The sequence below is a fragment of the Aeromonas sp. DNRA1 genome (assembly GCF_963888745.1).
GTDB lineage: Bacteria > Pseudomonadota > Gammaproteobacteria > Enterobacterales > Aeromonadaceae > Aeromonas > Aeromonas hydrophila.
Window position 1 is genome coordinate 181155 of record NZ_CAWPKQ010000003.1, and the last position, 21746, is coordinate 202900.

The following is a 21746-nucleotide window of genomic DNA, read 5'->3' on the forward strand; positions in this document are numbered from 1 at the left end:
TGCTGACCAAAAGAGAAAAAGTGGAAAAGGCGGCCCCGTTGAGCCGCCTTGTCATCCGCTGCCGCGCTGGGCGATCAGCGCTGGGGACGATAGTTGCGATGCCAGACGGTGACGAAGATCACCAGGTAGCTGGCCCAGGTCAGCAACTGCAGGCCGGCTGGTGAGGCATTGTAGCCAAACAGGGCGCGCAGGAAGGTACCAAATACCCCCTGATCGTCGAGAATGTGACTGATGTTGAAGACAGGCTCGGTCCAGAAGGTGATGAGCCCGGCTGCCTGCAGCATGTTGACGGCGGACGACAGCAGGCCAGCTGCGATGATGATGATAAGCAGACCGGTCCAGCGGAAGAAGGGGGCCAGCGCCACCTTGCGGGTGGAGCGCAGCAGCCCCCACACCAGCACCACCGACAGCAGCAGGCCGCCCAGCGCCCCCATCAGCCCCTCGTGCAGATCCACCCCTTGTCCGGAGTAGACCAGGGCCGAGAAGAAGAGCACGGTTTCAAACCCCTCGCGCATCACCGCCAGGAAGGCGAGCAGCACCAGACCGAACAGGTTGCCGCCGTCGATGGCGGCATCGATGCGCGCCGTCATGGCCCCCACTTGGGATTTGGCCTGCTTCTGCATCCAGACCGCCATGTAGGTGAGCACCAGGGTGGCGAAAATCAGGATCCCCGCCATCAGCAAATGGTTGTAGCGCTCGCTCTCGAACTGGCTCACCACCACCTGGAACAGGAAGGCGACCACGAGAGAGGCAAGCAGGCCCAGCACCACCCCCAGATAGACGAATTTGTTGTAGCGGCTCGCCCCCAGCTTGGCGAGGTAGGAGAGGCAGATGCCGACCAGCAGGAAGGCTTCCAGCCCCTCGCGCAGGGTAATGAGAAAACTTGCAAACATCAGGTTTGAGGCTCCGTAGCGGGCGTGACGGGGAGAGGCTGCAGGGTGAGTTGCAGCCGATTGAGTAGCACTATGGGTGGCTCCGGCAAGCTCGGCTCGGCGGCGCGCACCGCATCATTGACCCACTTGGGGTAGGTGCGGAAATTGAGTTTGATATCGGCCTTGAAGGGGCCCTGGGCATCCACCGGCAGCGGCCAGGCTTCATCGCGCCAGCCATCGGCCGGAATACGGGTATCTTCAAGGAGCTTGGCGTAGCGCCAGAACTTGAGCCCCACCGGCTTGCCCTCGGCATCACCGAATACTTTTCTGAACAGTCGCGCATCTTCAGGGACGGCGCCATCCACCGGCTGGCCGCTGGCAAGCACCAGCTTGCCGCTGGCATCGGTGACGGTCAGCTCCAGCCAGAGTTCACGGAAATCGGCGACCCCGGTGGGCAGGGCGTGGCCGGCGCCGGTATTGGCGACCCGCACCACCAGTGCAGGCTGGCCGCTCTGGTTTTCAATGCGGGCAGAGAGGGTGGCGCTTGAGCGCAGCAGCGCCAGGCTCTCCTGCTCGAGCGTTGCACTCCTCAGCCCCACCAGCTGGTGCTGGGCGCCGGTAAAGTTGTGGCGATAGAGCCGTTCTTTCACTGTGCCGTTTTCGGTGGACTGGCCGGCCACCGGCGCGCCGCCGTTGCCAGGTGTAGGGTTCATGTGACAGTCGATGCAGGTGCGCCGCTTGGCGGGATCCTCCGCCTTGGCGAAGCTGGATTTTTCCCACTCATCCCAGGTGTTGACGATATTGGCGCCGGTACCGGGGGCAAACTCGTTGTGACAGGACTTGCACAGGGCCGCGTCCCGGTAGAAATCCTTCTGGTAAGAGGCCTTGTGCATGGCGGGGCGGGCGTTGATCTGCCGCTCCGCCAGCCAGTGCTTGAGGCTGCCACCGGTGGCATCTTCGAACACATAGCTCTCGCGGTCTTTCAGATTCACGGTAAAGGCGCTGTTGCCGCCAGCATCCTCGAGTTTGGTGATGCGATGGCAGAGCACGCAGCCGGTCCCTTCCTCCACCACGGGCTCGCCTTTCTGGTGTGCTGCGATCAGCGAGGCACCACCCCGCTCAAACATGTGGGATCCCTTGGGCAGATCCTGCTGACCGTTCATTACCTGCTGGGGCATGTGGCAGCCCTGGCACCACTGGCCGAAGGCTTCGCCCTCGGTTTCGCGGGCCAGCGCCTGCACCACCTTGTAGTAGGGGTGGGAGTTGCCCATCAGCCGGTGGTTGCTCTCGCTCCAGTCCTGGAACGCCTGTTGGTGGCAGTTCTGGCAGGAGGCGGAGTTGAGCCACTCCTTCGGGTGAGTGGTCGGTGCCTTGGCGGGATCCCTGCGCGGGGCATCGAGCCGCAGCCAGTTGGCAAGATAGGGGAGGTTGCCATCGGCGGTGACGAAGGCGTGCAGATCTTCCATCATCGCTTTCACCTCTGCTTGGGGCTTGGCGGGGTCGACCGCCTCGGCGCCATCGCGAGTGTCATGGCCCATGCCGCCCTGGGTCTGCTGGGTCATGCGCAGGTATTCGCCGATAAAGTCCCCCGCCACCATGTTGGCGAGGTTGGCGTGGCCGTTGATGGCATTGTCACCGCTCTGCTGGCGGTGGGCCGCCATCAGATAGCTGTTGGTGAAGTTGAACCCGTCCAGATGGCAGGAGTTGCAGCTCATCCAGTTGTCCCCCGCCATGGGGAAGCGACTGTTGGCGGCGGTGTTGCCAAGGTTGAACAACCTCTCGCCGCGCTTGAGCGGTTCGGGGCGCGGATCCGTCTCTACCAGCCTGGCGAAGTGGGGCACATCGACTGTGACCCGGGCGAAGGGGCCGCTACCGCCGGTGTTGAGGCGGGTGAGATCCTGCCCCATGACGTTGTGCACCAGGATGTGGTTGCCGTCTACAAACAAGTCGCGCGGATTCTGGCCCGGCAGGTGGCGAAGGAGCTGGGTCGCCTTGGCGCCCCCCTGAAACTTCTTGCGTCTGTGGCGGTTGCTGTTCTGCTTGCCGCTGCGCGACAGGTCGAACACCAGCAGGTCCTCCGAGCCCGCCAGGGTCAGGTAGACCCGCTTGCCATCGGCGGCGAAGCGCGCCGCGAACGGGTTGGAGACGATCTGGCTGCGGTTGCCGGCGCTGGGCAGGTTGATCTGCAAGAAGAGCTGCTTTCTTTCATCGACCCGCTCTTTCTCTTCATCCAGATCGATGATGGAGACCGCCGGGAAGACGGTGCTCTGAAACTGGAAGGGGTGATCGAAACTCCACAGCACGTGGGGCAGCCAGGCTTCGCTGCCATCGGGGGAGAGGGCGATGCCATCCAGCAGGCGTGGCAAGCCCTGCGAGTCGCTCGGGGTATCGCTGTGGGTTTCAGCCAGGGTGATGAGTCTGGGCTTGGGCAGGGCAGCACTCTTCGCGTCCTTCTCAAGCTTGGCGAGATCATAGATGGCTAGCTGGCCGGTCATGGCGTGGGTGAGCAGCAGGCGATCATTGTCGGTCAAGGCCAGTCCGCGCGGGGTCTCGGCAGTGGCCACATCCAGCTGCAGCTTGCCCGCCGTGTCATAGGCCTGCAGGCGAGCTGATTCGAACAGCGTGACCCAGAACCACTGCCGCTTGGGATCGAAGATGACCCCGTAGGGTCTATGGCCGGTGGGGATCGCCTTTTCCAGCTCGAGTTCATCATCCAGCAGCAGCAGGCGATCGCCACGGTAGTCAGTGACCAGCAGGGGGCCATTATCGGCGCGGGCCAGCTGGCGCAGATCGCCTCCCAGTTGCACCTCTTTGAGTCGTTTGCCGCTATCGCGCTCAAGCAGGGTGATCGAGCCGGCGTTCTGGTTGGCGGTGACAAGGCGCGGGGCACTCCCCTCGTCATAGGCAATCATGGCGGTGCCCATCTCCTGCGCCGAGGCGGTCCCAAGCAGCAGGGTGGCCAACATCAGGGATAACAACAACTTCAACATAAGATCAGGTGCGCCATTTCAAGATGGTCCAGCGCCAGGCGTGGCGCAGCACCAGGGGAGTCAACGCGAGCGCGCTCAGCCAGTGGGCCCAGCTGGCAAGGTTGCCCATGTCATCGCCCGGGGTGCCGTGCAGCACCAGCAGCAGTCCGCTGGCCAGACAGACCAGCAGCAAGGCTTCGATGATGCGGCCGGTGGTGCGCAAGAATGGCTTGCGGCTTTTGCTCAGCAGGCTGCGATGGGAGAGCCAGAACGCGCCGAACAGCAGGGGAAACAGGGTGAGCGAGAGGGCGACGTGCAAAAACAGGTTCCAGCGTGCCAGCGACCAGAGCGGGGTCAGCGGTTCCCACAGCAGCAGGCCGGAGAAGAACATCAGATAGAGGGAGCCCTCGGCGGCCTGATGGTGATAGGCCAGCCACTGCCAGCAGTGTCGTGGTGAGAGGGAAAGGCTTGTCATAGGTGCTCCAACGCCCAGGCACTGCAGCCTGGGGGGAGCAAGTTTACAATGCAGGAAAGGTAATGAAAAGAGTTATCAATTCCGCTCTTAATGAATAAAGGCTGAATGAAAACCGGCGCTATTTATGGTCCGCCAGTCGCTCGGTGACCGCGTAGATGAGTGCCGCGGTGGAGAAGGCGAGAAACACCACCACGGACCACTTCATCTCCACCTCATTGGTGATCCCATCTTCGAGAAACGCCTTGAGCACCTCCACCCCGGCGATGGTGACCAGGGAGTTGATGACGATGAGCTTGAGGGAGGCAAAGTTGATCTTGCTGAGCCAGTTGTCGCCGATGGCCTCGCGCTGCTCCTGGGTCTGAATGAACTGCACATAGCCGCAGACCGCGACCAGGATCAGCATCTGGGCCACCAGTACGAAGTCCACCAGGGTGAGTACGCCGGTGATGAGGTCCATGTAGTGGATCTCGATGATGTTGGTGCAGAGCAGATAGAGCTGCATGGCAAATTTCACCATCAGCAGGGCCACGCACACCAGAATGCAGACATAGAAGGGGAACATCATCAACCGGCTGCCATTGAGCATGAAATTGAATCGACGCATGAAAACTCCTGAAGAGGGTGAGGTTGAGCTGATTATGGCGCGGATCCGCCATCGAGGGCATCCCGGTTTGCGCTCAGAGGGCTGATGGCGGCAAAGAAAGGGGAAACGAAAAAAGCCCAGCCATAAGGCTGGGCTTTAAAATGTGGCTCCCTCGACAGGACTTGAACCTGTGACATACGGATTAACAGTCCGCCGTTCTACCGACTGAACTACGAGGGAATTGGCTCCTCCTACTGGACTTGAACCAGTGACATACGGATTAACAGTCCGCCGTTCTACCGACTGAACTAAGGAGGAATTGCCTGTCTCGTCGAGACGCTGCGGATATTAATGGCCCATCCGCCGGGTGTCAACCCGCGATCCGCTGCAAAAAGGGGATTTTGGCCCGTTTGCCCAAAACTTGGCCGCTGTGGACTATTTTCAGCACAATCAGCAGCTTGGCGCTGCCCTCTCGGGCTCATCGAGACGGCTCAGTGGCATAAGGAGGGGATGGATGAGGATATGCCGATACTCGGGATGGCATGGTGCGGGATGAGCCGTTGTCTTATGGCCGAGCAATGGCAGATATAAAGGAGGGGAGAGACAGGGGATGCATAAGGGCGGGATAAATTGGTTAGCAGGCGAAGTGAGTGTGCTGCGTAATGGTGAGAAAAGTGGTCGATATGCTGACAATAAACGCTAATTTTGCGTGGTAACGGCCATTCATTGATCCCGCCCATCGAAATATTTCATCGGCTGGGGTATGGTTGGCCAGGATACCATCGCCGTGTCGACAGCTCTGCCGGCCCTTGATGATGATCGGGCGCCGGTTCAATCCGGCCTTTATCTCCCTCTTCTGGTATTACGAATACATGCACAACCAAGCACCTTTGCAAAGCGTGAAGCTGGCCATTGCTTTACGCCAATCCTGTATTGACGAACCCTACAGCGTTCCCCGTTTCGGCCGCGACCTGATCGCCGGCATCACGGTCGGCATCATCGCCATTCCGCTGGCCATGGCGCTGGCCATCGCCAGTGGCGTGCCGCCGCAGCACGGTCTCTATACCGCCATCATCGCGGGCATCGTGATCGCCGTGACCGGCGGCTCCCGCTTCTCCATTTCGGGGCCGACTGCCGCCTTCGTGGTGATCCTCTATCCGGTGGCCCAGCAATTCGGCGTGGGCGGCCTGTTGATGGCGACCCTGATCTCGGGCTTCTTTCTGGTGGCCATGGGGGTGGCCCGGCTCGGACGTCTCATCGAGTACATTCCGCCTTCGGTGACTCTGGGCTTCACCGGTGGTATCGCCATCGTGATTGCAACCCTGCAGATAAAGGACTTCTTCGGCCTGCACGTGCCCGAGATGCCGGAAACCTACATCGGCAAGGTCGAGGCGCTGGCCCATGCCCTGCCCAGCTGGCAGTGGGGGGATACGCTGGTCGGGATTGCGACCCTGGCGGTGCTGCTGCTCTGGCCGCGCCTGCGGCTGCCGGTGCCAGGCCACCTGCCCGCCGTGCTGGTGGGGGTGGGCCTTGGCTTTGGCCTGCATCAGTTCGGGGTGGACGTCGCCACCATCGGCAGCAAGTTCAGCTATACCCTGGCCGACGGCAGTCAGGGCATGGGGATCCCGCCTATCGCGCCGACCCTGGTGATGCCCTGGGCTCTGCCGGGGCCGGATGGCTCGCCGGTGGAGTGGAACCTGGCCGCCATCGAGCGCCTGTTGCCCGCCGCCTTTTCCATGGCGATGCTGGGGGCCATTGAATCCTTGCTCTGCGCCGTGGTGCTGGACGGCATGACAGGTCGCAAGCACAGCTCCAACGCCGAGCTGGTGGGGCAGGGGCTTGGCAACATAGTCGCCCCCTTCTTCGGTGGCATCACCGCCACCGCCGCCATTGCCCGCTCCGCCGCCAACGTGCGGGCCGGGGCTACTTCTCCCATCTCCGGCATCGTGCATGCGCTGGTGGTGCTGGCGGCCATCCTGGTGCTGGCGCCCTGGCTCTCCTGGCTGCCGCTCTCGGCCATGGCGGCCCTGCTGCTCATCGTCGCCTGGAACATGAGCGAGGCGCACAAGGTGGTAGAGCTGATCCGGCGAGCACCAAAATCCGACGTGCTGGTGCTGCTGGTCTGTCTGTCGCTGACCGTGATCTTTGACATGGTCATCGCCATCACCTTCGGGGTGATCCTCGCCTCCCTGTTGTTCATGCGCGAGATTGCCAAGATGACCAAGCTGCACGATCTGGCGGATCACAAGCGTTATGCCCATGAGGTGCCGGAGCAGGCGCTGCTCTACAAGATCAACGGCCCGCTGTTCTTTGCCGCTGCCGAGCGGGTGTTCGGCGAGCTGGTAGCCCAGGTCAAGGGCCACAAGCTGCTGGTGCTGCAGATGGAGGCAGTCTCCATCCTGGACGCCGGCGGGCTCTCCGCCTTCCTGCAGTTTGAAAAGCAGATGGCCAAGGCGGGAGTGCAACTGCGGGTCGCCGAGCTGCAGTTCCAGCCGCTCAAGACCCTGGCGCGCGCCAAGGTGCGTCCGGTGCCCGGTCAGCTGGAGTTTTACGGTTCGCTGGAAGAGGCGCTCAAAGGCGAGCACTTGCACGAAGCGACTGGAAATTGATGGAAAGGGATACGAAACGGCATGTTTTTAGTCACTTGGTTCGGATAATGAGCAAACGAACGCAAAAAGTGAAAAATTGCATTGACCGCATGCCGTCGTATCCCGTACATTACGCCCCGTTCCAGCGCAACAGCGCAGCGAACATCGTGCTGGCTGAGCACGTTAAACAGCAGACCAAAATTTGGTGAGGTGTCCGAGTGGCTGAAGGAGCACGCCTGGAAAGTGTGTATACGGCAACGTATCGAGGGTTCGAATCCCTCCCTCACCGCCAAATTACAAAAAACCGACCTGATGGTCGGTTTTTTGCTTTGGGGGAAGAATTATCAGCTCATGTCGAAGAGGGAGGGTAAGAACCCTCGCTGGGTTCGAGCAGAGCAGCTTGCTGCGATGAACGGCCACAGGCCGCCCCGAAGGGGTAAGCCACGTAGCGGCTAATCATCCCTCCCTCACCGCCAAATAAAATAAAGGGCCTGTCGCAAGACAGGCCCTTTATTTTATCCGATGACGGTAGCTCGGTTCGAGCCGCCCGCAGGGCTTGCCCGAGATGCCGCTGGCGGCGTTGCAGGAGGCCGGTGCCAGGCTGGGGGACGGGCTGCGGTGCATGATGCCTGACGCCCGCATCGAGCAGAGCCTGGTCGGCTTCGATTTTCCTTGAACCCGGCAGCAGGGACGCCCTTCATGCCAATGCTAAGAGGCAGGGGCTCCTTCTGTGAAGTTGCTGCTCTCGCTAGGAGGCTGGGTATAAGGCTTACCTGCTCCTGATTACGGCATTAAAGGGGCCACATCGCAGACCCGTACTCGCTGCTCAGGCAAGCTTCAGCATCGGCATCTGTTCGCGTTTGTCGCAGTGCGTCAGATGGACCCGGCTGGTCAGGCGGGTCAGCAGCTCGTAGGGGATGGTGCCTATCTTTTCGGCCACCTGTTCCACCGGCAGCCCTTCCCCCCACAACGTCACCTCGTCTCCCACCTTGTCGCGGGCCGCCGGCCCCAGATCGACGGTGATCATGTCCATGGAAACCCGACCCACGATGGGCACCCTGCGGCCATTGATCAGCATGGGGGTCCCTTCGGGTGCCATGCGCGGATAACCATCCCCGTAGCCCGCAGCCACCACGCCGAGAGTGGTATTTCGATCCGCCACCCAGTGCCCCCCATAGCCGACCGCTTCGCCCTGCGCGCAGGCGCGGGTGGCGATGAGCTGGCTCTTGAGGGTCATGACCGGGCGCAGGTCATGGTCGGCGGCGAGCTGACCGGCAAACGGGGAGGCGCCGTAGAGCATGAGGCCAGGCCGGATCCAGTCGCTGCGGGACGCCGGCCAGGCGAGGATGCCGGCGGAGTTGGCCATGGCCCGCTCGCCCGGCAGATGAGCAGAGAGGCGGTTGAATTCCTCGATCTGCAACTGAGTGGCCTGGGTATCCTGTTCATCGGATTGGCTGAAATGCGTCATCAGATGGAACGGTTGTACCACGTTGCGACAATGGCTCAGCCGCTCGATGAAGGCGGGCAGCTCCAGGGCGCGCAGCCCGAGCCGGTTCATTCCGGTATCGAGCTTGAGCCACACCTTGATGGGGGCGGGCAGACTGGCCTGCTCGAGCAGTGCCAACTGCTCCCAGGTATGCAAGGTGGTTTGCAGTTCGTGTTTCGCCAGCAGCGGCAGCGCCTCGGCACTGAAGAAGCCTCCCAGCACCAGAATGGGCTTGGTGATGGCGTTGGCGCGCAGCACCAGCGCCTCCTCGACCCTGGCCACCGCATAGGCATCGGCCTGGGCGAGTGCATGGGCCACCGGCAGCAGCCCGTGGCCATAGGCATTGGCCTTGAGTACCGCGATGATCTTGCTGTGGGGGGCATGGCGGCGCACCACGGCAAAATTGTGCTGGAGTGCATCGATATCGATGCTGGCCGTAACTGTATTCATCATGGGGTCGGGTGTCTGCTCGATGAGAAGTTGGCTGCTGGTTTCAATCCCGATCCGGTGATCCTGGCTGCCGGGACGGGCAAACGGGGGGTCACCGAACCATGTTGTTTTATGTGCTTTAAAATGTAAAAAGATGTTATCAGTTGTTTTTTTGTTGGTAAATTATGTGGCGAATAGGAATGCGTAAATGCGCAAAATACGGGATATTCCTCTGTATAAATTTGCCTGCCGACGCTTTCTCTGGCTCCCTATGACCCAGTATTTATCACTGGTTTTGTCCCTCAAAACGGGAGGGGAATAAGGCTGTTTTGGGCCATTTCTGATGGATGTTTGAGCGGATGCCGCTCTGATGTCGGCACTCCTGCACCGGACCTTCGGGAGCCCGTAGCAAAGAGGCGGGGTCAAGATGGGGTCTTGATGGCAGGATAAGGAAGAGAGACCCGCCAGGCCCATGGCTGGGCGGGTCTCGGTGTTTTTATTAGACCTTGAAGAACCCGATGCCCTGGTTGAGCTGCTGGATGATGGTGGTCAGCTGGGAGGCGTCGTGATTGACGCTCTCGGCAGCGGAGACGTTCTCCAGCGACATCTGGGTGATCTCTTCCACCGACTGGGCGATGAGCTGGCTGGCGGCGGCCTGCTCGTGGAGCATGGAGCTTATCTCCTGGATCAGTTCCACCACCTTGCGGGAGCTCTGATCAACTTGAGCCATGGTTTCACTGGATCCCTCGGTGGTTTCCCGCACCGTGCTCATGCTGTCGGAGCAGGCGCTCATCCCCTTGACCGCGCTGGTAGCCCCCTGCTGGATGGAGGTGAGCATCTCGTTGATCTCCTGAGTGGCCTGGGTGGTGCGCGCCGCCAGGGTCCGTACCTCGTCGGCCACCACGGCGAAGCCGCGGCCCATGTCGCCGGCCCGGGCCGCTTCGATGGCGGCGTTGAGCGCCAGCAGGTTGGTTTGATCCGCGACCCCCTGGATCATCACCGAGATCTGGCTGATGCGGGTGATGTCGTCAAACAGTCCCTGCACCTGCTTGGCGGAGTCGTTGACCGCCGTGGTGACCCTGAGCACCTCCTGGGAGGCGTGCTTGACCTGCTTCTCGCCGGCCTGGGCAATCTCTCCGGATTGCATCACCACGCTGTTGGCCTGATTGGCGAACGAGGAGAGCTGGGAGACGGAGGTGGTGAGCTGTTCGACCGAGGCGGCGGTGTTGGCGGTGGCGAGGGACTGCTGCTGGGAGCTGGTATTGACCTGCTCGGCCGCCGCCCCCAGTTGGGAGGCGCTGGCGGTGAGGCTTTCAGCGGCATGCTGCATGGTCGAGACGATGTCGCGCAGGCTGCGGCGGGTGCTGATCATCGCCTGCTGCATGCGGGTCAGCTCGTCGTTGCCCTCGGCCTGATCCGGGGCGGTGAGCCTGCCCTGCGCCAGTTGTTGCAGATCCTGCATGATGGCGAGCAGCGGCTGGTTGATGCTGGTGCTGAGCAACCAGCCCAGCAGCAAGGAGAGCAGTACCGAGATGGCGAGTATGGTGTAGGTGGCGGTGTTGATGTTGCTGGCAATCACGTCGCTCTCATGGAAGGCCTGCTTGCCCAGCCCCTGATTGATGTCGACCAGCTTGCTGAGCAGATCGTCCACCACCTTGAAGCTGGTGGCCGCGTCCCCCTTCATCAATTTGATCGCATTGTCGTTGTCATTGGCTGCACTTGCCGCCATCGCCTTGTGTGCCGCCTCCTTGTAAAGCGGCCAGGCGCGGTCAAAGTCCGCCAGTACCAGTTTTTCCGGTTCGCTCAGCGGGGTTGCCCGGTACTTGTCCAGCAGGGCGGCCATCTTCTGCTCGTGCAGATCCATATCCCTGGCAATCTGGTCCATGCCGCTTTTGCTCGGCTCGATGACATAGTCGAACAGCGAGCGGTTGTGATAGATGGCCTGCATGTTGGCGTTGGCGACATCCGTGATGGGGGTCAGGATGTTGAGGTACATGTCATTGAGCATGTCATTGATGGTGTTGGTGTTCTGCTTGCCGTAGAGGCCGACCCCGATCAGGATGAGATTCAGCAACAGGAAGGAGACGATAAGCCGCGTCTTGATGGAGAGCTGGCGAAGTAGGTTGTTCATGGTAGCCTCATGCTTGTTTCAAGCGTCCATGCAGCGATGTCGATACTGCCGGTGTTGTTGTTATCCCGCCCTCTCAGAGCGGGGTTCCTCAATAGCGCAAAGGGTCACGACTCAGGTCGCTCTGGCCTGCCATTCGGCAAACCATTTTCCAATCTGATCGACCGGCAGCGGTCGGCTGATGTAATAGCCTTGCGCCAGCTCGCAGCCGAGCATTGCCAGCTGCTTCCAGTCCTCTTCGGTTTCCACTCCCTCGGCGACCGTCTTGAGGTTGAGCTTCTGGCTCATGACGATGGCTGAGGTCAATATAGCCAGCTTCTTGGGGCTGCTATGGGCGTCGTGCACGAATTCCTTGTCAATCTTGATCTCGGTGAAAGGACAGCGAGATAGCTGCTTCATGGAGGAGTAGCCGGTGCCATAATCATCCATTGCGATGCCGAATCCCCGCAGTCTCAATCGTGCCAGGGTGCCCAGCGACATGGCGAGATTGGACATGAAGGTGGTCTCGGTGACTTCGATGATGATGGCGCTGCAGGGCAGTTGATGGGCCTGCACGATGGCAATCATGTTCTCGACCAGCTTGTCCGTCAGCAGCAGGCTGACCGGCATGTTGATGGAGCAGGTGGGGTGATCGGACAGTGCGTCCAGAGTGGTGAGTGCCTCGCAGGTGGCATGCAGAAACTGGTAGAAGAAATCGAGCGCCAGCTGCCCCTCTTCCAGGTGGTGAACGAAGCAGATGGGGGGAATGACCCCGTGCTCGGGATGGATCCAGCGCACCAGCGCCTCGAAGCCGTAGAGACTGGCGTCCGCCATCAGCACCTTGGGTTGCAGAAAAGGGATCAGTTGCCGGTTGTCCAGCGCCTGCTGCACATCCTCGGCGGTGAAGGTGAGCTGCATCCACTTCTTGTTTTCCCGGTGTGCCAGCGGATCGCAATGCTGCAGCATGTTGCGCAGATCGCTTTGTCGCAGCGGCTTTGACAGCACGCCGATCACCTCCAGGGTACTGGCATCGGCAATGGCGTGGATCACGTCCAGCACGTCTCGCTCCACCCCGCTCATGACGGCCACGAACATCCGGTAGTGGGTGTTCTTCTCCAGGTTGCTGATGAGCTCGACCCCGTCCATGCCGGGCATGTTGAGGTCGGTCAGCAGCAGATCGATGCGCTCGAGCTGCTGCAGCTTGTTCAGGGCATCCTGGCCATCATGGGCCAGGTGGATTTGGCCGAACCCCAGCTCCTGCAGCAGACAGGTCACTTCGTACTGCTGGGTACGGGAGTCATCCACCACCATGGCACTGCGGCCTTGCCATTTTTCCAATGACATAATTACACGCCTCGTAGATCCGGACGGCTGAGCGTCTGGGTAATGTGGGTGAGGGACATGACTTCATCCACTCCGCCGTGGGCTATGGCCTCTTTGGGCATGCCGAACACCACGCAACTGGCTTCATCCTGGGCGATGGTACGAGCGCCCGTGTCGTGCAGCTCCCGCATGCCGCGGGCGCCGTCATCCCCCATGCCGGTCATGATGACGCCAAGGGCGTTGCGCCCCGCACTCACCGCCACCGAGCGAAACAGCACGTCCACCGAGGGGCAGTGACGGGAGACCGGCGGCCCCTCTTTGACTTCCGCCAGATACTGGGTGCCGCTGCGCTGGATCAGCAGGTGCTTGCCCCCTGGCGCTATGATGGCGACCCCGGGCAGCAGGCGATCGCCGGTCTCGGCCTCTTTCACCTCCAGCTGGGAGAGGCTGTTGAGCCGCTCGGCAAAGGAGGCTGTGAAGCGGGCCGGCATGTGCTGGACAATGGCGATCCCCGGGCAGGTGGCGGGCAGGCGGGAGAGCAGATACTCCAGCGCCTGAGTGCCACCGGTGGAGGTGCCGAGTGCAACTATCTTCTCGGTGGTGCGAAAGGAGATCCGCTCCGCCGGCGGGGAGAGCACCTCGTCGGCATTGCGCCTCGGGGTGACCGGCAGCGGGGCGGCGCCGGGCAGCAGATTGCGCAGCTTGGCGCCGACGGCGCCCCGGATCTCCTGGATGAAGTCGTTGGCGGACTGCTGCAGGAAGCTCTTGATGCCGACACTGGGTTTGGTGACGATGGAGATGGCCCCCGCCGACATCGCCTCCAGGGTGATCATGGCCCCCTCTTCGGTGAGGGAGGAGCAGATGATGACCGGGGTGGGGTGCTCGGCCATGATCTTCTTGAGAAAGGTGAGGCCGTCCATGCGTGGCATCTCGATGTCGAGGATGATGACGTCGGGCCAACACTTCTTCATCTGCTGCATGGCGAAGATGGGGTCGAAGGCGGCGCCGATCACCTCGATATCTTCCGCCTTGCTCAGCATCTGGGTCAGTACCTCTCGTACCAGGGCCGAGTCGTCGACGATAAGCACGCGTATGGTCATGGCAGCTCCTTGGGCTGAAGGGGCAGGCAGCGGTAGCGGGAGGGGGCCTCCTGCACCAGCGGCAGATCCTGCTGGCGGATGATCTCGGAGTGGCCGACCAGCAGGTAGCCGTCCGGGCGCAACAGGTTGCAAAGCTGCGACAGCACCCGGGCCTTGGTCTCGTCATTGAAGTAGATGAGCACGTTGCGCAGGAAGATGACGTCGAAGTTGCTCTCCGGATAGTCGCCGCAGGTCAGCAGATTGAGGTTGGCAAAGGTGACCTTGCCGGCCAGCTCCGGCTTGACCCGGATCTTGCCGGCGAACTCATCATGGCCGCGCTGAAAATAGCGCAGCCACAGATGGGGCGGCACGTGCTGGGCCCGCTCGACCGAGTAGACGGCGCGGCGGGCAAAGGGGATGACCCGAGTGTTGATGTCGGTACCATGGATGCTCCAGCGATCGTTGATGCCGAGCTGTTCGGCCAGCACCATGGCGGCGGAGTAGGCCTCTTCCCCGGTGGAGCAGGCGGCGGACCAGATCCGCAGCGGCTGGCGGCGAGTGGCAAGCAGCTGTTCGGCATGGTGCTTGAGCCAGCTGAAGTGCTGGGATTCGCGAAAGAAATAGGTCTCGTTGGTGGAGAGCAGGTTGATGGCGACTTGCCGCTCGTGGGGATCGCTGGACTGATTGATCCGCTCCCAGTAGGCGTGATAGCTGGTAAGGTGCAGCGCCCGCAGCCGCTTGGCGAGTCGGGATTGCACCAGCGCCCGCTTGCAGGGGGCAAGATCGATGCCGGCCGAATTCAGGATGAAGCGGCGAAACAGATCGAACTCACTCTGGCTGAGGGTCGGGGTGAGTTCGGCCGTGAAGGGGGGCGCCACCATGGTCAGCCGCCCTGTTCCGGGGAGAACTGCTGCTCGGTGGCCGCCTCGGCCATGGCGCTCAGCTCGGCGATGGAGAGGGCTCTGTGCATGTCGAGCAGGATGGCAAACTGCTGATCGATGGTGACCACCCCCTGAATGAAGTCACCGCGGATGTGAGTGCCAAAGGTGGGGGCCGGTTCGATGGCGTCGCTGCGGATCTCCAGCACCTCGCAGACCGCATCCAGCAGCATGCCGATCTCCTGCTCCTCGCCGGTGCTGTTGGGCAGGGAGAGGATGGCGACGCAGGTGGTGGGTTGCAGCAGGGTCTGTCCCCGGCCGAAACGGATGGAGAGATCGATCACCGGCACCACGGCGCCGCGCAGGTTGATGATGCCCCGCACGAAGCGCGGCATCATGGGCACCGGGGTCATTCCCTCGAACTCGATGATCTCGCGGATGCAGCCGATGTCGATGCCGTACAGTTCGCCGCCCAGCATGAAGGTGACGCAGTGAAAGTGGGCGCTGGTGTCAGGGGCAAGCTTGTCTCTCATCGCCGGCTCCTAGTAGTTGGTGAACTTGCCATCATCTATCTCTCGCTCCAGATCCTCTTCATGAAAGGGGTAGGGGCGGGAGAATGCCGACTTCGGCTTGCTGCGTCGGACAACATGGGCGCCGCCGTGCGGGGTATAGAGCTGGCGGGTGTTGCCGCCGCGCAGGGTGAACTGCTGCATCAGCTCCTGCAACTGCAGGGCGGTGGAGCTCAGCTCTTCCGAGGTGGAACTGAGCTCTTCCGCCGAGGCGGCCGAGGCCTGCATGCCATCGCTTATCTGGGTCACGGCGATGTTGATCTGGGAGACGCTGGCCCGCTGTTCGCGGGAGGCGGAGGCGATCTCCTGCACCAGGGTGGCGGTCTGATCGATGCCGGGCAGCATTTCACGCAGCAAGGCTCCAGCCTGCTCGGCGACGCTGACCGAGCGCCCGGCCAGCTCGCCAATCTCCTTGGCGGCGGTCTGGGAGCGTTCGGCCAGTTTGCGCACCTCGGCGGCGACGGTGGCAAAGCCCTTGCCGTGCTCGCCGGCGCGGGCCGCCTCGATGGCGGCGTTGATGGCCAGCAGGTCGGTCTTGTTGGCGATGTCGTTGATGACGGTGATGCGCGACGCTATCTCCTTCATGGCGTGCACCATCTCGCCGACCGCCTTGCCGCTTTCGGTGGCGCTGCTGGCCGCCCGGGTGGAGATATTTTCGGTCACCTTGGCATTGTCGGCATTCTGGCTGACGGTGGCGGTCATCTCCTCGACCGAGGCACTGGTCTGCTCGACGCTGGAGGCGAGCTCGGAGGAGGTCTGGGAGAGGGCATTGGCGGTGGCGGCCACCTGCTCGGAGGCGGAGCCGATGGCTTCCGACATGGCGCCCACCTCGTTGAGGGTGTCGGAGAGGCGGTGGGCCATGCTCTTGATTGCATAGAGCAGGCTCGAAGTGTCGTCGGCCTTGAGCTGCACCGGGGTGGAGAGATCCCCCTCGGCGACCCGGGCCACCACCTGCACCGTGTAGGAAGGGTCGCCCCCCAGCTGGCGCAATATGCTGCGGGTCACCAGCAGGGCCAGGATGAGGCAGATGAGAAAGGCGGCGCTGGCGATGGCGATGAGGAGCTGCAGGTTGTCCTGATAGATGGCCTGGCTCTCATCCATGGATTGGGATGCCAGTTCGGCATTGATCTTGACCAGATCGCTCAGCAGTCCATCGGCGATGTCGAAGGCCGGGCGCCCCTTGTCCCCCATCAGCCGAAAGGCGTTGCGCTCAGGTTCTCCTTGCTGCCCCGGGGTCTGAACCAGTTTCAGGATCTCGCTGGCGTACTGCTTGTAAGTGGCCCAAGCCTGATCGAAGCGGGCCAGCAGGTCCACCTCCCGCTGGGTGAGGTAGGTTTTGCGGTAGCTGGCCAGAAAATCCCACATTCCCTTTTCGAACTTGTCGACATTGACCAACGCCTGGGCCTTGAGATCCGGGTCGACCTCGCCGATGTAGCGATAGAGAGCCCGGTTCTGGTAGACCGCATAGATGTTGGCGTTGGCGATGTCCTTGATCGGCAACAGCTGGTTGGCGTGCATGTTGCTGACCAGCTGCACCATGGTCCTGGTGGAGTAGTAGCTGGTGAGCGACAGCACCACCAGCAGCACCATGAGGATGGAGAACGAGAACACCAGCTTTGTTCTGACTTGCAAGTTGTGAAACCAGTCCATGGTCTGACTCCGTCAATTCCGTTGATGTGCTTAAGGTGTGTGGTCAATCTCTGAGGCTGTAGAGGGCATCGGCCTGTTGCCGGAGCGCATGTTGTTCCCGCCGCCAGGCCAGCTGGATGAGCTGGGGGACATCTAGGATGAGCGCTGGCTGGCCGTTGCCAAGAATGGTGGAGCCGCTTACGTAGCGCAGGGACTTGAACAGCTCGCCGAGCGGCTTGATGACGGCCTGCACCTCGCCAATCAGGCGATCCACCACGATGCCGGCGCGATGGTCGGCATAGTCCACCATCACCACGAATTCGGGTTCGTCGGCAGGGGGCAGGGCAAACAGCTCGCGCAGGACGATGAAGGGCACCCACTCGCCACGCACGTTGATTTGGCGGGCCGGGGTACGCAGGGCATCCGGCGGCAGATCGATACACTCGACCATCATGTCGAGGGGGATCACCAGGGAGGCGTGATCCACCTCGATGCGAAAGCCGTCGATGATGGCCAGGGTGAGCGGCAGTCTCAGCCTGAAGGTGGTGCCCAGCCCCAGCCGGCTGTCGATGGTGGTTTCGCCGCGCAGAAACTCCAGGTTGCGCTTGACCACGTCGAGCCCGACCCCCCGCCCGGAGAGATCGCTGACATCGCTGGCCGTCGAGAAACCGGGCAGAAACAGCAGTTGAAAGATCTCCTGTTCACCCAAGACCTTGCCTTCCGGCAGCAGCCCCTGGCCATGGGCCTTGGCGAGGATCTTGTCGCGGTCGATGCCGCGGCCGTCGTCGCTGACCTCCACCACCACGGCGCCGGCGTCGTGATAGGCGTTGAGGGTGATGGTTCCCTGCGCCGGCTTGCCGGCGGCGAGCCGAGCCTGTTGCTCTTCGAGGCCATGATCGGCGGCGTTGCGCACTAGGTGCATCAGGGGGTCGGTCAGCTTCTCGACCATCGACTTGTCGATGTCGGTATCGGCGTTGCGGATCTGCAGCTGGATCTCCTTGCCGGTCTGCTGGGACAGTTCGTGCACCAGTCGCGGGAAGCGGTTGAAGATCTCGTTGATGGGCACCATGCGCAGGGTGAGCGCATCATCGCGGATCCCTTCCACCAGGGTGTTGACGATGGCCACTGATTCGATGAGATCCGCATCGCCTCCCATCCTCGCTTGCAGGGTGGTGGCCGAGGTGGCAATCACCAGCTCGCCGACCCGATTGATCAGCCGATCGAGCTTGGCCGCCTCGATGCGGATGTAGTGCCCCTCCGCCCGCAGCGGTACGGGTCTGGTCTGCTGTGGGGGGGCCTCCTGCTGCGCGGGGGCTGACTGGATGGGGGGCGCCAGGGCCGGTTCGACGCTTGCCGCGCCGGGCGTCAGTTCGCCCCGCGCGATGCAGGCAGCTTCCTCTTCGCTCAGCGCGCCGGCCTGCACCCAGCGTTGCAGCTGGGCCGCGAGCGGCTCATTGCACCAGGCCGCCAGCTGTTGCCCCTGTTCTGAAAACTGCGCCAGATCCTGATGAGGGCTGAGCAGGCAGATGAGACTGGCGTGGGCAACGAAATCAAAGGTGCTCCGGATCCGCTCGGCCGGTTCGGCGCTGAGCAGGCCAATCTCGTAGCCGAGAAAACACTCGGTGGCATCGAGCAGTTGCAGCGGGGGCCACTCCTGCCAGACCGGCTGGATGACGCGGATCTCCCCTAGGTTGCCGAGGTAGCGAATGAAGGCCAGCAGATCGAAGCCGTCCTGATAAAGGGCGGGATAGAAGCGTAGGGAGAGGTGCCAGGCGCGCCGGTCCGTCTGATTGACCGGTGCGGGAGCCGGCATGGTCAGCGGCTGGCTGGGCAGGGTCTGGTGCCCCTGCAGTTGGGAGAGCAGGGCCAGGATCTGCTGGGTCTCGGTCTGTTGCAGCTCGGGGTTGTGTTCGGCCCCTTGCAGCAGGTCGCGCAGTTGATCGTTGCAGGCCAGCAGCAGGTTGATGAGGTGTTCGTCCAGCGCGATCTCGCCGCTGCGCAGCCGCTCCAGCATGTTCTCCATGGCGTGGGCGAAGCGCACCAGCATGGCCAGCCCCAGCATGCCGGCCGAGCCCTTGATGGTGTGGGCGGTGCGAAACATCAGGTTGTAGGTGTCGGGGTGGGCCGGATAGGTGTCGCGATCCAGCAGGGCGTGTTCCAGATTGTCGCACTGCTCGTAGGCCTCCTCGAAGAACAGGGCGCGGGCCTTATTGATGTCCATCCACACGGCCCTCCCCATGGTCGGTTGGCCACAACCCCATCAGGCTCAAGACATGGCGGGCCTGGCTGCCTTCAGCGGCCTCGAGTCGCAGCTGCTTGCCCTGCTGACCGGCCTCCTGCTGCAGGATGGCGATGAGCTGGGCACCGCAGCCATCGAGCATCTCCAGCGGGGTGAGATCCAGCGTCAGCACGGAGAAATTGAGCAGGCCGAACAGATCATCCTGCAGATCCCCCAGCGTGATGACGCTGAGCTCGCCGCTCAGGGTGGCGGTCACCGGCGTTTGCCGGGTGTCGATCGCCAGGCTCATGGCTGCACCACCTTGCAGACATCGTCCAGCAGCTTGAGCGGTTCGAACGGCTTGGTGAGCCAGATCCGGGCGCCGGCCTCGAATCCTTCCCGCTTGATCTGCTCGGAGTCTTCGGTGGTCAGCATGATGAAGGGGAGGTAGCGGGTACTCTGCTGGGCCTTGACCCGTCTTAGCAGGGCCATGCCATCCATGCCGGGCATGTTGAGATCGGAGATGATGAGGTGTACCCGCCGCTGCTCCAGTTCGATGAGGGCGGCTTCGCCGTCGCCGGCCTCAATCACCTCAAAACCGGCGCTGCTGAGCGTCATGGTGATGGCCGCCCTGATCCCCACGGAATCATCCACCACCAGTATGGTTTTGCTCATCGGTCATCCTCATCGACTTCATGGGTTCCTTGCCATTAGCGCCAAGGGCAGAGCCCATTCAGGGCTCAGTGATAATTGTTGTTCAACAGCTTGATGTTGGAGAGATTTTTATGTCATCACTGACTAATGGAGACAAATGGCGCCAGTTGTACGGGCCAGGTGGTGCAGCCGGGCCGGGAAGGAGGGGGTGGGTCACATGTTGCAAGAGGGGGAATAGGGGGGAAATGCAGATACCCTGTTGATGACAGTTAATTAATCAAGTAAGGGGGATATTTCTTGAAATAGACAGGTAAGCTTATTTTAGAAGCTGATAATAAATATCGTTCGCGCGTCCATTTCACTTGTTTACATATAATCATACAAATATAAAGGTATATATTATCAGCCACTTTCGGCGAGGTAAAATAGCCTATTGCTGGTAACATAAAGACCGGGTCAAATAGTGTGACAACGCTTTCATTCTGATTATTTAACATCACGAATTAACGGGTAATTTAAATGAATTAAATTCATTAACACACAAAATTACCCCCTAGTGGGTATTTCCGCGGTTGGCGATATGCTTTCTAAGTCTATGCTACATATGAAATTTTTAAATCCATGCTGATGAGTTTTCTATTTGAATAATGTTCCGTCACTTGATGGAGATCAACGCGGGGCAGGGGGGGAGTACTTAGCATTTCCGCTATTAAGCATTTATCAAACAAGTGCTCACTACGGGAATAAAAAGAATGGTCGAGGATACTTTTTTATCGGCTCATGGAATTAATCGCCGTGACTTTATGAAATTGTGCGCCGGGATGGCCGCAACCCTTGGATTAAGCCAGCATGCCGTGGCCAAGATGGCCACCGCGCTCACCAGCCCCGAGCGGCCACCGGTGATCTGGATAGGGGCGCAGGAGTGTACCGGTTGCACCGAATCGCTGTTGCGCGCCACCCACCCCACCATCGAGAACCTGATCCTCAACACCATTTCGCTGGAGTACCACGAGGTGCTCTCGGCGGCCTTCGGCCATCAGGCCGAAGAGAACAAGCACAATGCCATCGAACGCTACAAGGGCAAGTATGTGCTGGTGGTGGACGGCTCCATCCCGCTTAAAGATGGCGGCATCTACTGCATGGTGGCGGGGGAACCCATCGTCGACCATATTCGCCGCGCGGCTGCCGATGCGGCTGCCGTCATCGCCATCGGCTCCTGCGCCGCCTGGGGCGGGGTGCCCGCCAGCGGCGGCAACCCGACCGGTGCCGTCAGCCTGGAGGAGGCCCTCGGCAACCTCGGCACGCCGATTATCAATATCCCGGGCTGCCCGCCCAATCCCCACAACTTCCTCACCACGGTCGCCTACTACATCACATACGGCAAGCTGCCGGCGCTCGATGCCAAGAAGCGGCCGCTGTTTGCCTATGAACGGCTCATCCACGAAAACTGTGAGCGTCGCCCGCACTTCGACGCCGGCCGTTTCGCCAAGGAGTTTGGTGACGAGGGCCACCGTCAGGGCTGGTGCCTCTATCACCTGGGCTGCAAGGGGCCGGAGACCTACGGCAACTGCTCGACCCTGGAGTTCTGCGACGTGGGCGGCGGCATCTGGCCGGTGGGCATCGGCCATCCCTGCTACGGCTGCAACGAGCAGGGGGTAGGTTTCAGCAAGGGGATCTTCCAGCTCGCCAAGGTGGAGAATCCCACCCCGCGGGTGAACAAGCCCGACGTGGCCATTCAGGAGGGGGGGCACATGTCGCCCACCGCCACCGGCCTTATCGGTGGGGCGCTCGGGGTGCTGGTCGGGGTGAGTCTGATGACGGTGCGCGAGCTCGGTCGCCAGCAGAAGCGCCATGAAGCCGGGCAGCACACCTCACGGGAGGAGTGAC

General features: G+C 61.6%; 16 protein-coding genes, 3 tRNA genes and 1 other RNA gene. 4 read left to right on the forward strand and 16 right to left on the reverse strand.

The features are described from left to right. Positions 1-74 precede the first annotated feature (74 nt). The 6 genes from AACQ43_RS10895 to AACQ43_RS10920 all read right to left on the reverse strand — a co-directional run bounded on the left by AACQ43_RS10895 (position 75) and on the right by AACQ43_RS10920 (position 5217). Positions 75-893 carry an FTR1 family iron permease gene (locus tag AACQ43_RS10895; RefSeq protein ID WP_128313280.1) on the reverse strand — a complete coding sequence of 273 codons (819 nt, stop codon included), beginning with the start codon at positions 891-893 and terminating at the stop codon, positions 75-77. Then, on the reverse strand, positions 893-3862 hold the full coding sequence (locus AACQ43_RS10900) for a YncE family protein (RefSeq protein ID WP_168967259.1): 2970 nt from the start codon (positions 3860-3862) through the stop codon (positions 893-895). Before AACQ43_RS10900 ends, AACQ43_RS10895 begins: the two co-directional genes overlap by 1 nt. A gap of 4 nt (positions 3863-3866) precedes the next feature. Beyond that, positions 3867-4316 (reverse strand): hypothetical protein, encoded by a 450-nt coding sequence (locus AACQ43_RS10905; RefSeq protein WP_168967260.1) that lies wholly within the window; start codon positions 4314-4316, stop codon positions 3867-3869. Positions 4317-4434: 118 nt separating this feature from the next. Then, positions 4435-4920 carry a YqhA family protein gene (locus AACQ43_RS10910; protein ID WP_146061300.1) on the reverse strand — a complete coding sequence of 162 codons (486 nt, stop codon included), beginning with the start codon at positions 4918-4920 and terminating at the stop codon, positions 4435-4437. Positions 4921-5063: 143 nt separating this feature from the next. Next, positions 5064-5139, reverse strand: a tRNA-Asn gene (locus tag AACQ43_RS10915). Between the two features lie 2 nt (positions 5140-5141). Then, positions 5142-5217 (reverse strand) — tRNA-Asn (locus AACQ43_RS10920). A 494-nt stretch (positions 5218-5711) separates the two neighbouring features. Here AACQ43_RS10920 and dauA point away from each other — a divergent pair. The 3 genes from dauA (at position 5712) to AACQ43_RS10935 (ending at position 7963) form a co-directional block, all read left to right on the forward strand. Next, the gene (dauA, locus tag AACQ43_RS10925; RefSeq protein ID WP_175610140.1) at positions 5712-7508 is read left to right on the forward strand and encodes a C4-dicarboxylic acid transporter DauA; all 1797 of its coding nucleotides are present in this window, start codon (positions 5712-5714) and stop codon (positions 7506-7508) included. A gap of 183 nt (positions 7509-7691) precedes the next feature. Then, positions 7692-7779: transfer RNA gene (locus AACQ43_RS10930), tRNA-Ser, on the forward strand. A gap of 55 nt (positions 7780-7834) precedes the next feature. Beyond that, a non-coding RNA gene (locus tag AACQ43_RS10935) (RtT sRNA) lies at positions 7835-7963 on the forward strand. A gap of 350 nt (positions 7964-8313) precedes the next feature. Here AACQ43_RS10935 and alr read toward each other — a convergent pair. The 10 genes from alr to AACQ43_RS10985 form a co-directional block, all read right to left on the reverse strand. After that, entirely contained in the window at positions 8314-9426 is a 1113-nt protein-coding gene (gene alr, locus AACQ43_RS10940; RefSeq protein ID WP_211162532.1) for an alanine racemase, read from the reverse strand. Between the two features lie 475 nt (positions 9427-9901). Beyond that, positions 9902-11533: a methyl-accepting chemotaxis protein gene (locus AACQ43_RS10945; RefSeq protein ID WP_168967261.1), complete on the reverse strand. Its 1632-nt coding sequence runs from the start codon at positions 11531-11533 to the stop codon at positions 9902-9904. Positions 11534-11644: 111 nt separating this feature from the next. Then, complete coding sequence (locus AACQ43_RS10950) at positions 11645-12853, reverse strand: EAL domain-containing response regulator (protein ID WP_076360935.1); 1209 nt, start codon at positions 12851-12853, stop codon at positions 11645-11647. Positions 12854-12855: 2 nt separating this feature from the next. Next, a complete protein-coding gene (locus AACQ43_RS10955) occupies positions 12856-13932 on the reverse strand; it encodes a protein-glutamate methylesterase/protein-glutamine glutaminase (protein ID WP_077096897.1) in 1077 nt (358 codons plus the stop codon). Then, entirely contained in the window at positions 13929-14792 is an 864-nt protein-coding gene (locus AACQ43_RS10960; protein WP_168967262.1) for a CheR family methyltransferase, read from the reverse strand. The genes AACQ43_RS10955 and AACQ43_RS10960 overlap by 4 nt, the downstream gene beginning before the upstream one ends. Positions 14793-14794: 2 nt before the next feature. After that, the gene (locus AACQ43_RS10965; protein ID WP_011706355.1) at positions 14795-15322 is read right to left on the reverse strand and encodes a chemotaxis protein CheW; all 528 of its coding nucleotides are present in this window, start codon (positions 15320-15322) and stop codon (positions 14795-14797) included. A 9-nt stretch (positions 15323-15331) separates the two neighbouring features. Continuing rightward, positions 15332-17008, reverse strand: a complete 1677-nt coding sequence (locus AACQ43_RS10970; protein WP_168967263.1) for a methyl-accepting chemotaxis protein — start codon at positions 17006-17008, stop codon at positions 15332-15334. Between the two features lie 43 nt (positions 17009-17051). Next, a complete protein-coding gene (locus AACQ43_RS10975; protein WP_168967264.1) occupies positions 17052-19208 on the reverse strand; it encodes a chemotaxis protein CheA in 2157 nt (718 codons plus the stop codon). After that, entirely contained in the window at positions 19195-19515 is a 321-nt protein-coding gene (locus AACQ43_RS10980; protein WP_168967265.1) for an STAS domain-containing protein, read from the reverse strand. Before AACQ43_RS10980 ends, AACQ43_RS10975 begins: the two co-directional genes overlap by 14 nt. Then, entirely contained in the window at positions 19512-19880 is a 369-nt protein-coding gene (locus tag AACQ43_RS10985; RefSeq protein WP_168967266.1) for a response regulator, read from the reverse strand. Before AACQ43_RS10985 ends, AACQ43_RS10980 begins: the two co-directional genes overlap by 4 nt. A gap of 731 nt (positions 19881-20611) precedes the next feature. On the opposite strand from AACQ43_RS10985, the gene hybO reads away from it, so the two are divergent. Beyond that, positions 20612-21745, forward strand: a complete 1134-nt coding sequence (gene hybO, locus AACQ43_RS10990; RefSeq protein WP_011706350.1) for a hydrogenase 2 small subunit — start codon at positions 20612-20614, stop codon at positions 21743-21745. Position 21746: the final 1 nt, after the last annotated feature.

Bases quoted from the DNA above. Each gene is read 5' to 3' on its own strand.
- AACQ43_RS10905 (WP_168967260.1), bottom strand. From the start codon at position 4,316: ATGACAAGCCTTTCCCTCTCACCACGACACTGCTGGCAGTGGCTGGCC.
- alr (WP_211162532.1), bottom strand. From the start codon at position 9,426: ATGATGAATACAGTTACGGCCAGCATCGATATCGATGCACTCCAGCAC.
- AACQ43_RS10985 (WP_168967266.1), bottom strand. From the start codon at position 19,880: ATGAGCAAAACCATACTGGTGGTGGATGATTCCGTGGGGATCAGGGCG.
- AACQ43_RS10945 (WP_168967261.1), bottom strand. From the start codon at position 11,533: ATGAACAACCTACTTCGCCAGCTCTCCATCAAGACGCGGCTTATCGTC.
- AACQ43_RS10910 (WP_146061300.1), bottom strand. From the start codon at position 4,920: ATGCGTCGATTCAATTTCATGCTCAATGGCAGCCGGTTGATGATGTTC.
- hybO (WP_011706350.1), top strand. From the start codon at position 20,612: ATGGTCGAGGATACTTTTTTATCGGCTCATGGAATTAATCGCCGTGAC.
- AACQ43_RS10965 (WP_011706355.1), bottom strand. From the start codon at position 15,322: ATGAGAGACAAGCTTGCCCCTGACACCAGCGCCCACTTTCACTGCGTC.
- AACQ43_RS10980 (WP_168967265.1), bottom strand. From the start codon at position 19,515: ATGAGCCTGGCGATCGACACCCGGCAAACGCCGGTGACCGCCACCCTG.
- dauA (WP_175610140.1), top strand. From the start codon at position 5,712: ATGATGATCGGGCGCCGGTTCAATCCGGCCTTTATCTCCCTCTTCTGG.
- AACQ43_RS10955 (WP_077096897.1), bottom strand. From the start codon at position 13,932: ATGACCATACGCGTGCTTATCGTCGACGACTCGGCCCTGGTACGAGAG.
- AACQ43_RS10970 (WP_168967263.1), bottom strand. From the start codon at position 17,008: ATGGACTGGTTTCACAACTTGCAAGTCAGAACAAAGCTGGTGTTCTCG.
- AACQ43_RS10960 (WP_168967262.1), bottom strand. From the start codon at position 14,792: ATGGTGGCGCCCCCCTTCACGGCCGAACTCACCCCGACCCTCAGCCAG.
- AACQ43_RS10950 (WP_076360935.1), bottom strand. From the start codon at position 12,853: ATGTCATTGGAAAAATGGCAAGGCCGCAGTGCCATGGTGGTGGATGAC.
- AACQ43_RS10895 (WP_128313280.1), bottom strand. From the start codon at position 893: ATGTTTGCAAGTTTTCTCATTACCCTGCGCGAGGGGCTGGAAGCCTTC.
- AACQ43_RS10900 (WP_168967259.1), bottom strand. From the start codon at position 3,862: ATGTTGAAGTTGTTGTTATCCCTGATGTTGGCCACCCTGCTGCTTGGG.
- AACQ43_RS10975 (WP_168967264.1), bottom strand. From the start codon at position 19,208: ATGGACATCAATAAGGCCCGCGCCCTGTTCTTCGAGGAGGCCTACGAG.